At 66.6% G+C, this 15,035-nt stretch carries 11 protein-coding genes; 5 read left to right on the top strand and 6 right to left on the bottom strand.

Annotated elements, in window-relative coordinates:
* Nucleotides 1-65: 65 nt before the first annotated feature.
* Nucleotides 66-467, top strand: a complete 402-nt coding sequence (locus QYS36_RS16470; protein WP_308840505.1) for a hypothetical protein — start codon at nt 66-68, stop codon at nt 465-467.
* A gap of 18 nt (nt 468-485) precedes the next feature.
* On the opposite strand, the gene QYS36_RS16465 is transcribed toward QYS36_RS16470, so the two are convergent.
* The 3 genes from QYS36_RS16465 to QYS36_RS16455 form a co-directional block, all read right to left on the bottom strand.
* Nucleotides 486-1,883, bottom strand: coding sequence for a VOC family protein (locus QYS36_RS16465; protein WP_308840504.1), 1,398 nt, complete (start codon nt 1,881-1,883; stop codon nt 486-488).
* Nucleotides 1,884-1,958: 75 nt separating this feature from the next.
* Nucleotides 1,959-3,209 (bottom strand): aspartate aminotransferase family protein, encoded by a 1,251-nt coding sequence (locus QYS36_RS16460; RefSeq protein WP_308840503.1) that lies wholly within the window; start codon nt 3,207-3,209, stop codon nt 1,959-1,961.
* 137 nt (nt 3,210-3,346) lie between these two features.
* Entirely contained in the window at nt 3,347-4,276 is a 930-nt protein-coding gene (locus QYS36_RS16455) for a LysR substrate-binding domain-containing protein (protein WP_308840502.1), read from the bottom strand.
* A 138-nt stretch (nt 4,277-4,414) separates the two neighbouring features.
* On the opposite strand from QYS36_RS16455, the gene QYS36_RS16450 reads away from it, so the two are divergent.
* From QYS36_RS16450 to QYS36_RS16440, 3 genes are all read left to right on the top strand, one after another.
* A complete protein-coding gene (locus QYS36_RS16450) occupies nt 4,415-5,908 on the top strand; it encodes an aldehyde dehydrogenase family protein (protein WP_308840501.1) in 1,494 nt (497 codons plus the stop codon).
* A gap of 210 nt (nt 5,909-6,118) precedes the next feature.
* Nucleotides 6,119-7,582, top strand: a complete 1,464-nt coding sequence (nhaC, locus tag QYS36_RS16445) for a Na+/H+ antiporter NhaC (RefSeq protein WP_308840500.1) — start codon at nt 6,119-6,121, stop codon at nt 7,580-7,582.
* Nucleotides 7,583-7,681: 99 nt separating this feature from the next.
* Complete coding sequence (locus tag QYS36_RS16440) at nt 7,682-8,968, top strand: FAD-binding oxidoreductase (protein WP_308840499.1); 1,287 nt, start codon at nt 7,682-7,684, stop codon at nt 8,966-8,968.
* Nucleotides 8,969-9,441: 473 nt separating this feature from the next.
* Here the strand turns inward: QYS36_RS16440 and QYS36_RS16435 are convergent, their stop codons facing one another.
* The gene (locus QYS36_RS16435; protein ID WP_308840498.1) at nt 9,442-12,465 is read right to left on the bottom strand and encodes an FAD-binding and (Fe-S)-binding domain-containing protein; all 3,024 of its coding nucleotides are present in this window, start codon (nt 12,463-12,465) and stop codon (nt 9,442-9,444) included.
* Between the two features lie 131 nt (nt 12,466-12,596).
* On the opposite strand from QYS36_RS16435, the gene QYS36_RS16430 reads away from it, so the two are divergent.
* Nucleotides 12,597-13,499, top strand: coding sequence for a LysR substrate-binding domain-containing protein (locus QYS36_RS16430; RefSeq protein ID WP_308840497.1), 903 nt, complete (start codon nt 12,597-12,599; stop codon nt 13,497-13,499).
* 23 nt (nt 13,500-13,522) lie between these two features.
* Here QYS36_RS16430 and QYS36_RS16425 read toward each other — a convergent pair whose 3' ends face one another.
* Together QYS36_RS16425 and fabF are read right to left on the bottom strand one after the other, a co-directional pair.
* A complete protein-coding gene (locus QYS36_RS16425; RefSeq protein WP_308840496.1) occupies nt 13,523-13,675 on the bottom strand; it encodes a hypothetical protein in 153 nt (50 codons plus the stop codon).
* Between the two features lie 49 nt (nt 13,676-13,724).
* A complete protein-coding gene (gene fabF, locus QYS36_RS16420) occupies nt 13,725-15,014 on the bottom strand; it encodes a beta-ketoacyl-ACP synthase II (RefSeq protein ID WP_308840495.1) in 1,290 nt (429 codons plus the stop codon).
* Nucleotides 15,015-15,035: the final 21 nt, after the last annotated feature.

Below are 15,035 nucleotides of genomic sequence, written 5' to 3'. Positions count from 1 at the left end.
CGTACAGGCGGCTAGCGCTGCCAGCAAAAGCGCCAACCGAATCGGCCAAGGGCACTGGAAATCCCATGAAGCACAGACTCAAACAACTGGCGATTGCACTGGCGGTCATTTTGGCGGCGCTGAGTGCTCTGTTCGTCGCCACCGCTTACTGGGCCGTGCCAACCGCCCAGGTGCGCAACGAGGCTGCCGCAGCCGTGCAGGTGGTGGCCCGGTGGCGTGACCAAAGCCGCGATCTGGGCTCGATCCGGGCTGGCCAGACAGTGGCCTTCAAGGTGCCTGGCGAGGGTGGCATCAGCTTCAGCGTGACCTATGCCGATGGCCGCCAGGTGACCAGCCCGGAGATGTATTACACCCTGACCACCGCCGTGCTGGCGGTGGTCAGCGAGCAGTCCGTCAGCGTCGATAGCGAGCTGGGTCTGGCAACCGCTGACCAGGATCCGCGCAGGGGGCCTGGCCAGGGTCGCTAATGCGCTGCCCGCTGCGAATCAGCCCAGCGACTCCAGCCCCAGCTCGCGCGCGCATGCGGCCAGCGAACGACGCTGGGTCTCCGCGTACAGCGCCAGCTCGTCGTGCACCGTGGCGCCGAGGGCGGCGTGGAAGGCCTGCTGATTGGAAGTGGCGTCGTAGCTGGCCTGGGCATCATCGCCGAGGTTGGATTGGAAGATGCCGGCAGCGCTGACCGGCAGAAAATCCTCGTAGACCAGCGGCTCGAAATGCACGAGGCCAGCCTCTATCAGCGCCTCCAGGCTGCACAGCCTGTTTTGCTCAGCACGCACGGCCTTGCCGGCCTCGGTGACGAAGTAGCGGAAGTAGGCCAAGCCCTCGCGGCGCATGGCCGGGTAGCTGTCCGGGAAGGCCGCGAAGCGTTGTTGCAGCAAATCGGCGTAGCGCTGGGCATTGGCCTCGTTGGGGAATTCGCCCAGATCCTCGCGGGCCTCGTTGAGCAGCCTGTCGTACAGCGCGCGGCCGGCGGGGGTCAACGCCGCACCGCGTTGCTCGATCTCGCCGAAGCGCGCGGTATGGCTGCCGGCCGCGCCGCCCTGGCCGACGAATGCCACCGGCTCCTGCAAGGCCTTGAAGCTGGTCTGGCGCAACAGGATCGGGCACTGCCGACGGGGCGGCCCTTCGACCACCGCCTTGGGCGTGATGCCGCGCCCGGGCATGGCCGCCTGGGCTTCATCGATGTCCAGGGTGCGCGGCGTCAGGTGGTTGATATGCGGGCCCTTGAAGGCCACCACGTCGGCGATCAGGCGGTGCTGGCCATGCAGGCGATCATATTCGGCGGCGGTTACCGTGGCCTGGGTGTGCCAGCGGAAGGTTTCCAGGGCTTCACTGACGAACGCCTCGGCATCGGCGGCATTCAGGCCGCCCTGGGCTTCGCACTGCTCGATCAGTGCCCGCGCCCGTGGGGTGAAGATGTCGCGCTTGGCGAGAATCTCGGCGACCCGCTCACGCAGCGCATCGTCCTCGATCAGCTCCAGGCGCAGCAGCGAAGTGAACACGCGAAACGGGCTGACCTGCAGCTGCGCTTCATGCACCGCGCGAAAGGCGGTGGAATGCACCGGCACGCCGGCCGAGCTGAGGTCGTAGTAACCGACCGGCTGCATGCCCATGACCGCGAACAGACGGCGAATGGTCGACAGCTCCTCGGCAGTGCCGACGCGAATTGCGCCGTGGCGCTCCATGCCCAGGCGCTCGATCTCGCCGGTCCATTCGAGCTGCTGGCGGAGCGCCTCGCTGCCCGCCAGCGCCTGGGCGTTGATGTCCGCCACCAGTTCGAGCAGGTCGCCATACAGCGGCACTTCGGCGCGGTACATGGCGGACATGGCGCTGGAAAACTGCGCACGGATTGCAGAAGGGTCGACGAATCCTGAGGTGTTCATAGCGGGCGAATCTCCTGTCGCGCTTGTTGGTTGGCCGTGGCGGCGCTCACCGGCCTTGAAGGGGGCCGATCGCGCTCAGCCAAGGTTGGCCAGGCAGTGTTCGATGATATCCAGGCCCTGTTCGAACAGCGCCGGCTCGATGGTCAGCGGCGCCAGCAGGCGCACGATATGGCGGTTCTTGCCGCTGGGCATCAGCAGCAGCCCCTTGCCCCGCGCCGCCTCCAGCAGTTCGGCCAGCTGCGCGGTGCCGGGCTGGCCGTCGCGAGTGAGCAGCTCGATACCGCGCATCGCGCCGACACCGGTCAGCCGCCCCAGGTACGGCGACAGGCCCTTGGCGCGCCACTGCTCGTAGCGGCGCAGCAGGGCCTGCTCCTGGGCTTCACCCCAGGTGGCCAGGTTGGCGTCGGTCATCTGCCGCAGGCTGGCCAGGGCCGCCGCACAGGCGATAGGGTTGCCCGAGTAGGTACCGCCCAGCCCGCCCTTGGGCAATGCGCCCAGCAGCTCGGCACGGCCGACCACCGCACCCAATGGCAGGCCGCCGGCGATGCTCTTGCCGAGCAGCAGCAGGTCGGGCTCGATGCCCAGGCGGCTGAAGGCGAAACGCTGCCCGGTGCGGCCGAAGCCGGACTGGATTTCATCGAGCATCAGCAGCACACCGTGCTCGTCGCACCAGCGGCGCAAGCGTTTGGCGAACTCGCCATCCAGGGCCAGAAAACCGCCCTCGCCCTGCACCGGCTCGATGATGAAACAGGCGACATCGTTGACGTCCACCTCGACGCTGAACAACCGGTCAATGGCCTTGAAGGCCTCGTCCGCGGTCACCCCGGTATCCGCGCTCGGGTACGGCACGTGATAGACCGGGCCGGGCAACACGCCGACCTTCTGCTTGTAGGGCGCCACCTTGCCGTTGAGGTTGAGGGTGGCCAGGGTGCGACCGTGGAAGCCACCGTCGAAGGCGATCACCACCGTACGGCCGGTCGCCGCGCGCACTACCTTCAAGGCATTCTCGGCGGCCTCGGCGCCACTGTTGGTGAGCATGCCCGCCAGCGGATAACTGACCGGCACGAAGGCCGCCAGGGCGTCCATCAGCTCACGGTAACCCTGGTGCGGCACGGCATTGAAGGTCGAGTGGGTCAGCCGCCCGGCCTGCTCGGTGATGGCGCTGACCACCTGCGGGTTGCAGTGGCCGAGGTTGAGCACGCCGATACCGCCGACGAAGTCGATGTACGTGCGGCCTTCGGTGTCCCACACCTGGGCATTCAGGCCGTGGGACAGGGTGATGGGATGCACCACGGAAAGGGACGAGCTGATGGGCGAAGCACTCATGGATTACCTACCTGGGCCGGCGGGCATGCAGACCATCATCGGGCGAGCCACGATGACAGGCGGCAGTGCCTGGAAACGAGATGCGCCTATCAAAGCGAGTCAGGCGGGCCGGCCACAAGCGAAATAAAGTGCTGCCGTCATTCCTTAAATTCAGGAACTGGCTGAACCGCGCCGGTGCCGGCCCGGGCCTTTCCGAGAATCCAGTCGATCAGCGCCCTGACCTTCGGCACCTCGGCGGACTGCTCGGCGAAGGCGATGAAGTGCGCACCCTGGCTGGGCTTGTAGTGCTGCCAGGGGATCACCAGCTTGCCTTCCTGCAATTCGTCGAGCACCACGAAGCGCGGCACCAGGGCCACGCCACAGCCGGACTCGGCGGCGCGGATGCACATGTAGAAAGTGTCGAAGCGCGGCCCGTGGTAGCTGTTTTCGGTGCTGATGCCCTGCTCCTCGAACCACTCGTGCCAGGCACTGGGCCGCGAGGTGCATTGCAGCAGCACCAGGCGGGTCAGGTCGCCGGCATCGAGCAACGGCTGTTCGGGCAGCAGGTCCGGGGCGCACACCGGGATCACGTCCTCGCCGAACAACTCGATGCAGGTGGCGCCCGGCCAGGAGCCGGTGCCGTAGAAGAACGCCACGTCGGCCTTGGCCTGCACCAGGTCGAAGGGCTCCAGCTCGTTCTTGATGTCCAGGTGGATATTCGGGTGGCGGCGGGAAAAACCCTTGAGGTTGGGCACCAGCCAGCGCGCCCCGAAGGTCGGCTGGGTGGCCACCTTGAGCACCTCGGTCTCGCCGCCGTAGGAGAGGATGTAGCGGCTGGAGATGTCCACCTGGGTGAGAATCCTGTTCACCTCCGCCAGGTACAGCTCCCCCGCCGGTGCCAGCTGCAAGCGGCGGCGCACGCGGTGAAACAGCGGGTGCTGGAGCATGTCCTCGAGCTGGGCCACCTGCTTGCTCACTGCACTTTGCGTCAGGTGCAGCTCCTGGGCGGCGCGGGTGAAGCTCAGGTGCCGGGCCGCGGCCTCGAAACATTGCAGGGCGGTCATGGTCGGCAACAAGCGTTTGGACATGGGCTTCTCGGGTTCAGACGGGGCAACTTGATTCCATGACGGAATGACATGGTGCGTAAACGTCGTTTGTTGAGCGCGGGTTCGGGATTAATACTGATCCTCATCGCGGATTTCAACTTCACGACTCAGGAGATCACCATGGTCAACCAGCTACTCGAACGCCTCGGTGTCAGCGCCAGCGCCTACCAGAGCGGCAACCATGCCGTGTACACCCCCATCGACGGCAGCCAGATCGGCAGCCTGAACCTGGAGGGCGCCGACGCGGTACGTGCCAAGATCGCTGCAGGCCACGATGCCTTCCTGGCCTGGCGCCAGGTGCCGGCGCCGCGCCGTGGTGAGCTGGTGCGCCTGTTCGGCGAAGTGCTGCGCGAGCACAAGGCCGACCTCGGCGAGCTGGTGTCCATCGAAGCCGGCAAGATCACCCAGGAAGGCCTGGGCGAAGTGCAGGAGATGATCGATATCTGCGACTTCGCCGTCGGCCTGTCGCGCCAGCTCTACGGCCTGACCATCGCCTCGGAGCGCCCCGGCCACCATATGCGGGAAACCTGGCACCCGCTGGGCGTGGTCGGGGTGATCAGCGCCTTCAACTTTCCGGTCGCCGTTTGGGCCTGGAACACCACCCTGGCCCTGGTGGCCGGCAACGCGGTGATCTGGAAACCCTCGGAGAAAACTCCGCTGACCGCCCTCGCCTCCCAGGCGCTGCTGGACAAGGCCCTCGCACGCTTCGGCAATGACGCGCCCCAGGGCCTGGCGCAGTTGGTCATCGGTGACCGTGAAGCCGGCGAAGTGCTGGTCGATGACCCGCGCGTACCGCTGATCAGCGCCACCGGCAGCACCCGCATGGGCCGCGAAGTCGCCCCCCGGGTGGCGGCCCGCTTCGGCCGCAGCATTCTGGAACTGGGCGGCAACAACGCGATGATCCTCGCCCCCAGCGCCGACCTCGACCTGGCCGTGCGCGGCATCCTGTTCAGCGCCGTCGGCACCGCCGGCCAGCGCTGCACCACCCTGCGCCGGCTGATCGTCCATCGCTCGATCAAGGATGAAGTAGTTGCCCGGCTCAAGGCTGCCTACGCCAAGGTGCGCATCGGCGACCCGCGCCAGGGCAACCTGGTCGGCCCGCTGATCGACAAGCAGGCGTTCAGCGCCATGCAGGACGCCCTGGCCAAGGCCCGCGACGAAGGCGGCCAGGTGTTCGGCGGCGAGCGCCAGCTGGCCGACAGCTTCCCCAACGGTTACTACGTGAGCCCCGCCATCGTCGAGATGCCGGGCCAGACCGCCGTGGTGCGCCACGAGACCTTCGCGCCGATCCTCTACGTACTCGCCTACGATGACTTCGACGAGGCGCTGCGCCTGAACAACGAGGTACCCCAGGGCCTGTCCTCGTGCATCTTCACCACCGACGTGCGTGAAGCCGAAGCCTTCCAGGGCGCGGCCGGCAGCGACTGCGGCATCGCCAACGTCAATATCGGCACCAGCGGTGCGGAAATCGGCGGCGCGTTTGGCGGCGAGAAGGAAACCGGCGGCGGTCGCGAATCCGGCTCCGATGCCTGGAAGGCCTACATGCGCCGGCAGACCAACACCGTCAACTACTCCCGCGAACTGCCGCTGGCCCAGGGCATCGTGTTCGACTGAGCGGCGCCCGCCATGCCGACCTGAATCGGCATGGCGCTTCCCATGAAAACGCAGAATCAGTAGCTGTCGACCGTTACACAGCGGCCTCTGCCTGCGCGCAGCAAAGGCAGAGCAGCCCCGTGAATACCGCACAATAAAAACAACAGAGGCTCGCCATGAGTGCTACCCGCTTTTTCGCGTACTGCCCCCCAAAAATCGAGGAGTTCGGCCTTGGACGCTCGTAAAGACGTGACCAGGGAGGCACCGTCCTTTGCCGTGGCAGTGGCGCCCCTGGTAATTACCGCCATCTTGCTGATGGTTCAGTTCTTCATTTTCGAGGATTTCACCCCCCATGTGCCGCTCGCCCTCGGTGTGCTGGTGTGTGGGCTGTTCGCGGTGAGCCGGGGCACGCCCTGGTTCAGCATCGAAGCCTCGATGTTCAAGGTGGTGCGCATCGGCATCCCGGCCATCTTCATTCTGATGTGCATCGGCATGCTGATCGGCTCGTGGATTGCCTCCGGAACCGTGCCCACGCTGCTCTACTACGGCTTCGCCTACCTGTCTGGCGGCAGCTTCCTGGTGTTGACGTGCCTGCTCTGTTCGCTGATCTCGCTGATGACCGGAACCTCGTGGGGCACCGTCGGCACCGTGGGCCTGGCATTGATGGGGGTGGGCGAGGGCTTGGGCGTACCGGCCTACCTGACCGGCGGTGCGATCGTCTCCGGCGCGTTCTTTGGCGACAAGATGTCGCCGCTCTCGGAAACCACCAACCTGACCCCGGCCGTGTGCGGCACCGACCTGTGGAGCCACATCAAGGGCATGCTGCCGACCACCGTGCCGGCCATGCTGATTTCCCTGGTGCTCTATGCCTGGATCGGTTCCAGCTACGCGGATCACGTGGTGGATGCCAGCGGTATCGAGCTGATGCGCGCCAGCGTCGAGCAGCATTACCGGATCGGCCTGCTGACCCTGCTGCCGCCACTGGTGGTGATCGTCCTGGCCATGCGCAAAGCGCCGGCCCTGCCGGTGATGTTCGCTGGGGTAATGTTGGCCGCTGTTGTGGCGGTGTTCTACCAGGGCGTCGCGCCCAGGGAGCTGACCAGCATCCTGCACAACGGCTTCGTCAGCCAGACCGGGATCGCCTCGGTGGACAAGCTGCTCTCCAAGGGCGGCATCATGTCGATGACCTGGGTCATCACCCTGACGCTGATCGCCCTCGCCTTCGTCGGCGCCCTGGAGGCCCACGGCACGCTCGCTTCCCTACGCAAGAAGCTCGACCAGGTGATCAAAGGTCGCTTCGGCCTGGTGCTGAGCAGCTATACCAGCGTGCTGGGTGTCGGCACCTTGGTAGGCGACGTGTACACCTCGCTGGTGCTGCCCGGGCAACTGCTCAAGGACAAGTACGCGGCCATGGGCTACAAGCCGACGGTTCTATCGCGCAGCATCGAGGATTGCGGCACCCTGTGTTCGCCGCTGATTCCCTGGAACATGGGCGGGGCATTCGTCTCCTCCTCGCTGGGCGTGCCGACCCTGCTCTATGCACCCGTCGCGTTCGCCTGTTGGTTGTCGCCCGTGATCGGGCTGATCTGGGCCGCCACCGGCAAGTTCATGCCGCGGGTCGAGTCGCCGTCACCAGTTGAAACCGACGGTGTTTTTCAGCCCAATCCGAGTGCAGAAAATAACCGCCCCTGGTGATAGCGGGTGCGACAGCAAAAGGTTACAGAGCAAGCCAATTCCGGTCTGCCCGGGGATGGCCTGGTTACCGCGCTAACTGATGTTGAAGGGGTAGGTGAAATGACGGTTTTCCATCAACAGTGCCTCTGGGAAAAGGCGACGCCCGCACGGATCGGCACTGGCGCGCTGGGTGGCGAGGTGAAGGTCGATGTGTGCGTGATCGGCGGCGGAATCACCGGACTGTCGGCGGCACTGCAGCTGCTCGAGGCGGGCAAGAGCGTGTGTGTGCTGGAAGCCTTCGAGGTCGGCCATGGCGGTTCCGGGCGCAACGTCGGGCTGGTCAATGCCGGCACCTGGATCAAGCCTGACGACGTGGAGGCCACCCTCGGCGAACAGGTCGGCAGCCGCCTCAACAAGGTGCTGGGCGACGCCCCGGCCAAGGTGTTCGAGGCCATCGCGCGCTACCGGATCGATTGCCAGGCGCGCCATGAGGGCACCCTGCACATGGCCCACAACGCCGCCGGCCTGGAAGACCTCAAGGCCCGCGAGTCGCAATGGCGCCGGCGTGGCGCGGATGTCGAGCTGCTGACCGGCGCGAGCTGCGTGGAATATTGCGGCACCGACAAGATCACCGGCGCGCTGCTGGATCGGCGCGCCGGCACCATCAACCCCATGGGCTACACCAAGGGCCTCGCCGCGGCCGTGCTGCGCCTGGGCGGCTTGCTGCACCAGCAATCGCCGGTAAGCGAGCTGCACAGGCAGGCCGATGGCTGGCGGGTGCGCACCGCCCAGGGCACGGTCATGGCCGAGAAGGTGGTGATTTCCACCGGCGCCTACACCGAAGGCGACTGGACCGAGGTGCAGCGCAGCTTCTTCCGCGGCTATTACTACCAGGTAGCCTCCGTGCCCCTGAGCGGTGCGGCGGCCGACGCCGTGCTGCCCCACGGCCAGGGCTCGTGGGACACCCGCGCGGTGCTGAGCAGCATCCGCCGCGATGATCAGGGCCGCCTGCTGCTGGGCAGCCTGGGCAAGTCGAACAACAAGCCGGACTGGTTCGTGCGCAGCTGGGCCGATCGCATCCAGGGGCATTACTTCCCGCAGCTCGGCAAGGTCGACTGGGAAATGCACTGGACCGGTTGCATCGACTTCACCCCGGACCACCTGATGAAGCTGTTCGAGCCGGCACCCGGCGTGGTCGCGGTAACCGGCTACAACGGCCGCGGCAACACCACCGGCACCGTGGTGGGCCATGCCCTGGCCGACTACCTGCTCAAGAGCGACACCAGCGCGCTGCCCATTCCCCTGTCGCCGATGACGGCACTGCGCAGCGCCGGGCTGCGCAGCTGCTACTACGAAGCGGGCTTCTCGCTCTACCACGCCGGCCAGTGCCTGCGGGTGATCCTCTAGAACCTGTTCACGGTCTTCATGCGCATGAAGCGGCAACTACAAGGCAAAAGCAGCCGCGCCCTACGTAGGGTGGACAACGCTCTTTTTGTCCACCATTGCGATCACAGAGCGGTGGACGGATGAAGCGTCGTCCACCCTACGAAAAGCCGCTCTCGTCACTTAACCGTGGATGGGTCGGGCCGCGTAGGTGAAACCCATCGCAATTTGATGGGTTTCACCCATCCTACGGCCTTTATGCGCATCAAGCGGCAACTAGCAGAAGCGGCCGTTCGCTACGTAGGGTGGATGACGCTCTTTTCATCCACCATTGCGATCACAGAGCGGTGGACGGGTGAAGCGTCGTCCACCCTACGCAACGCCGCTCTCGTCACCCATCCTACCGTTTGTGGGAGCGGGCCATGCCCGCGAAAATCGCGAAGTTGAACCGGTGCTCCCTGCCCTACCTCGTGGCAGGAAGCACCACAAACCAGCCCTTACCGCAAATGCTCCAGCAATGCCTGGATCGGGTGCCGCAACGTGGCGTTCTTGATCCGCGCCACCTGGCTGCGGCACGAATAGCCGGTTGCCAGGGGCTCGGCGGCGGCGCCGGAGTCCAGCGTTGGCGCCCAGGATTGGGCGAAGATCGTCCGTGAGGTTTGCAGGTTGCGCGCCTCGTGCCCGTAGGTGCCGGACATCCCGCAGCAGCCCGTGGCCTCGGCCGTCACCTGCAGCCCGGCCTGCTCGAACACCTGTACCCACATCGCCGCACTGGGCGCCGCGTTGGTCTTCTCGGTGCAGTGGCCCAGCAGCCGGAACGCCACGGTTTTGCCTGGCTGTGTGGGCTGGCCGTCGAGGGCCTTGAGCAGCCATTCCTGGGGCAGCAGCACGTCCGGGCATTCGAGGCCGGCGACCTTGCGGTACTCCTGGCGGTAGACCAGGGTCATCGCCGGATCCAGCCCCACCAGCGGGATGTCGAAGCCGGCCAGCGCCTGCAGCCCCTTGGCGGTACGCCGGGCGGTGCGTTCGAAAGCCGGCAGAAAGCCCTGCACGTGCAGCGGCTTGCCATTGGCCATGAACGGCGCCAGCCACACGCGATAGCCCAGGCGGCTGGCCAGCTCGATAAAGGCGGCGAACACCGGGGTCTCGAAATAGCGGGTGAAGGCGTCCTGCACCAGGATCAGGCTCTTGCCCCGCTCCGCTGCGCTCAGCCGTCGCAGCTCGGCCGGCGTGGCAACCGTCAGGCGATGGCGCGCCGCCAGGGCCTTGAAGTCGAAGTCGCTGAGCAGCGGGCTGTCGACCATACCGATGCGCTCGGCCAGCAGGCGCGTTACCCAGAGAGAGCCCATCACCCCGTTGTACAGCCGCGGCACACGGGCGAACAGCGGCAGGCTGAATTCCAGCGAGCCGATCAGGTAGTCGCGCAGCGGGCGCAGGTAACGCTGGTGGTAGCGTTCCAGAAAGCGCGAGCGAAACTCCGGCACGTTGACCTTGACCGGGCACTGGCCCGCGCAGGATTTGCACGCCAGGCAGCCGGCCATCGCCTCGTAGACCTCGTGGGAGAAGTCGCCCTCGCCGGCCCGGGAATGGCGCCAGCGGCTCGGCAGGCTGCGCAGGAAATCCAGCGGGCCGCTGGCGATCGGCGCCAGTACGTCGACCCCGGCCTGGCCCTGCAGGCGCAGCCACTCGCGTACCAGCGAGGCACGGCCCTTCGGCGAATGCACGCGCTGGCGGGTGGCCTTCCAGGACGGGCACATGGCGTCGTCCGGGTCGAAGTTGTAGCAGGCACCGTTGCCGTTGCAGTGCACCGCGGTGCCGTAGCTCTGCCACACCCGCTCGTCGATCTGCCGGTCGAGGTCGCCACGCAGGGTCACTTCGTCGATCTTTAGCAGCGCCTCGTCACTGCCGAGGGGCGTGGCGATCTTGCCGGGGTTGAGCTGGTTGTAGGGGTCGAACGCGCCCTTGAGCGCCTGCAGCGAGGCATACAGCTCGCCGAAGAATGCCGGTGCGTATTCCGAACGCACGCCCTTGCCGTGCTCCCCCCACAGCAGGCCGCCATAGCGCTGGGTCAGGGCCGCCACCGCGTCGGAAATCGGGCGAATGGCCGCGGCCTGTTTCGGGTCCTTCATGTCCAGCGCCGGGCGCACGTGCAGCACGCCGGCATCGACGTGGCCGAACATGCCGTAGGTCAGGCCGTGGCCGTCGAGCAGCGCGCGGAACTCGGCGATGAAGTCGGCGAGGTTTTCCGGCGGCACCGCGGTGTCCTCGACGAATGGCTGGGGGCGCACTTCGCCGTCGACGTTGCCGAGCAGGCCCACCGCACGCTTGCGCATCGCGTAAACCCGCGACACCGCCGCCCGCCCGCTCGCCAGGGTGTGGCCGAGGCGCACCACGCCGGTGTCCTGCTGGAGATGCTGGATGAAGTGCTCGACACGACCGTTGACCTCATCGGGGTCGTCGCCGCTGAATTCCACCAGGTTGATGCCCAGGGTCGGCCGCCCGGGATCTTCGGGGAAGTACTCGGCGACGCCATGCCAGACGATATCGTTCATCGCCAGCAGCAGCACCTTGGAATCCACGGTTTCGATGGACAGCGGCTGCAGGGTGATCAGCGAGCGGGCATCGCGCAGCGCATCCATGAAGCCGGCGTAGCGCACGTTGACCAGCACCGAATAGTTGGGGATCGGCAGTACGTTGAGGCGCGCCTCGACGATGAAGCCCAGGGAGCCCTCGGAGCCACACAGCACGCTGTTGAGGTTGAAGCGCCCGTCCGCCTCGCGCAGGTGCGCCAGGTCGTAGCCGGTCAGGCAGCGGTTGAGCTTGGGGAAGGTCGCCTCGATCAGCGCCGCCTTCTCGCGCTGGATCTGCTCGGCGCACTGGTACACCTGGCCGGTACGGTCGCTGCGGGCCAGCTGTTCGCTGAGGGTCGACTCGTCCAGCGGGTGGCTGTGCAGGCGCTCGCCGCCGAGCAGGATGGTGGTCAGCTCCAGCACGTGGTCGCGGGTCTTGCCGTAGGTGCAGCTGCCCTGGCCGCTGGCGTCGGTGTTGATCATGCCGCCGATGGTCGCCCGGTTGGAGGTCGACAGCTCCGGGGCGAAGAACAGGCCATGGGGCTTGAGCGCCGCGTTGAGCTGATCCTTGACCACCCCGGCCTGCACCCGCACCCAGCGCTGTTCGGCATTGATCTCCAGGATGCGGTTCATGTGCCGCGACAGGTCGACCACCACGCCGTCGGTGAGCGACTGGCCGTTGGTGCCGGTGCCGCCGCCGCGTGGCGTCAGCTTGACGCTGCGGTGCGCAGGCTCGCTGACCACCCGGGCGAGCACCTGCACGTCGTCTTCATCGAGGGGGAACACCGCCGCCTGGGGCTGGCGCTGGTAGATGGAGTTGTCGGTCGCCAGCACGGTGCGGCTGGCGTGGTCACGGGCGATCTCGCCACGAAAGCCGGCAGCGCCGAGCGCGTCGAGAAAGGCCAGGTAATGGGCCTGGGTCGGTTGCGGGGCACTCAGGCTGGCGATCATCGGTATATTTCCAAGTGGACACCTACACGCCTGCTAGCGGGCGATTGCATCAGGCTTCTAATGCGCCCATTTTCGGCAGCATGCGCCTGTGCTACAAGGGTATTTGCCGTAGCAATCCATGAGCTTTATGAATGAATCTGCGCAGACTGACGCCGTCGATGTCCCTGCTGCTGGCCTTCGAGTCGGCGGCGCGCCACCAGAGCTATACCCGTGCGGCCGCCGAGCTGTCGCTGACCCAGAGTGCGGTGAGCCGCCAGGTGCAGGCGCTGGAAGCCTTTCTGGGCATCACCCTGTTCCAGCGCGAAGGCCGTAACGTGGTGCTCACCGATGTGGGCCGGCTGTACGCCGACACCCTCTCCGACGCCCTGGCAAGCATTCGCAATGCGACCCTGCAGGCCATCGACTACGGCTCCGGCGGCGGCACCCTGCGCCTGGCCCTGTTGCCGACCTTCGGCTCGAAATGGCTGCTGCCGCGGCTGCACGAGTTCTACGCCGCCAACCCGGGCGTGCAGGTGCATATCCATTCGCGCATCCACGCCGATTTCAGCGACGGCCAGCTCGACGCGGCGATCTGCGTGGGCGACGGCGCCTGGCCGGACCTGCTGGCCCACCCGTTGCTCGACGAATCCATGGTGCTGATCGCCAGCCCGGCGATGCTCGACGCCGGCGAGCCGCTGACGCCCGAGCGGGTGGCCGGGCAATTGCTGCTGCAGGTCGCCAGCCACCCGCCGATGTGGTCGACCTGGTTCGCCAAGCACGCCGTGAGCAGCGCGCAGCTGCAGGCTGGCCCCAGCTTCGAGCTGACCTCGCACCTGATCCAGGCCGTGCGCGCCGGCATCGGCGTCGGCCTGGTGCCCCAGGTGCTGGTCGAGGAAGAACTGCGCCAGGGCCAGCTGCGCACCACCGGCACGCCGGTTTCCAGCGGCCGCACCTATTTTCTCGCCTACCCCAAACGCAATGCCGTGCTGCCGGCCCTGGGGGTGTTTCGGCAGTGGTTGCTCGACGGTGTAGCCAGTGGTGGCGAGTGCGGCTGATTTTCAGCACGGGCCACTGCCCGTTACTGGTGACTCGCTACCGTCGCCAAGCGATTGGCCACCACGAACAAGCCCAGGCCGATCAGGCAAACCACGGTCTGAGTAGCGCCGAGGGTGGTTACGGGGGCGAACTCCAGCACCGAGACCAGCAAGGTGGTGATCGCTGCCGCGCCCATGGTCAGAAAACCACGCTGGCGCTTGCCGCGGTTCCAGGCTGCGCATTCATCACGCTCCCTCCCAGCGACGAAACAACACACTGGCATTCACGCCGCCAAAGCCGAAGCCATTGGAGAGTGCGTGGGTGATCGGCATCGGACGGGCATTCAGCGCGACCAGATCGAGCCCCGCTGCGGCTGCGTCCGGATTGCTGAGGTTCAGAGTCGGCGGCACGATCTGGTCACGCAGTGCCAGCACCGTGAAGATCGCTTCGAGGCCGCCAGCGGCGCCCAGCAGGTGGCCCGTAGCGGACTTGGTCGAGCTGATCGCCACAGACGAGTCATGACCGAACAGCGAGCCGATAGCGGCCAGTTCGCCCTTGTCGCCGACCTGGGTCGAGGTGGCATGGGCATTGATGTGTTGCACATCGCCCGGGCTCAGGCCTGCCTGCTGCAGCGCCTGTTGCATGGCGCGGCGCGCACCGCTGCCATCTTCGGGGCCGGCGGTAAGGTGATAGGCATCGGCACTGGTGCCATAGCCCACCAGTTCAGCCAACGGCCTAGCGCCTCGCACCAGCGCATGCTCGAGTGACTCGATCACCAGCAGCCCGGCACCTTCGGCCATCACGAACCCGTCGCGGTCACGGTCGAAGGGCCGCGACGCCTCTTGCGGTTGCCCGGCAAAGCCGGTCGACAGGGCCCGCGCAGCCGCGAAGCAGCCCAGGGTGACGCGGTCGATAGCTGCCTCGGTACCACCGCAGATGGCGATATCGGCCTCGCCACTTCTGATCAGCCGAGCCGCATCGCCAATCGCCTGCACACCTGCCGCGCAGGCAGTCACCGGCGCGCCGAGCGGGCCCTTGAAGCCATGGCTGATCGACACGTGCCCCGCTGCCATGTTGGCGAGAAACGACGGCGCGGTGAACGGCGATAGCCGGCGTGGCCCACGCGCGTCGGTAACCCGTACGGCCTCGGCCAGCGCACCGAAACCGCCCACCCCCGAGGCGATGATCGTCGCCGTACGCTGCCGCGTCTCCTCCGTGCCAGGCTGCCAGCCCGCTTGCTGCAATGCCTCGTGCGCGGCTACCAGGGCGAATTCGATGAAGCGATCCATCTTCTTGCGTTCCTTGGCCGCAATAACGAGCTCGGGTCGATAGCCGGCAACCCCATCCTCCTCGAACGAGGGTACTTGCCCGCCGACCGTCACCCCGGTGCCATCGCCGATGGCTGCCGGCAGTGTGCGGATGCCCGAGCGCCCGGCCAGCAGGCGCTGCCACGTCGTCTCGGTACCACAGCCCAGCGGGCCGACGATGCCGACACCGGTTACCACGATGCGCTTGTGCTTGTGAAAATTGATCATTGCAGCCTCTCAGCCAGGTTG

Origin of the sequence: Pseudomonas sp. G34 (assembly GCF_031119625.1) — a bacterium.
GTDB lineage: Bacteria > Pseudomonadota > Gammaproteobacteria > Pseudomonadales > Pseudomonadaceae > Aquipseudomonas.
Note: the sequence above shows the minus strand (reverse complement) of the source record. Positions and strands in the feature narration are given on the sequence as shown.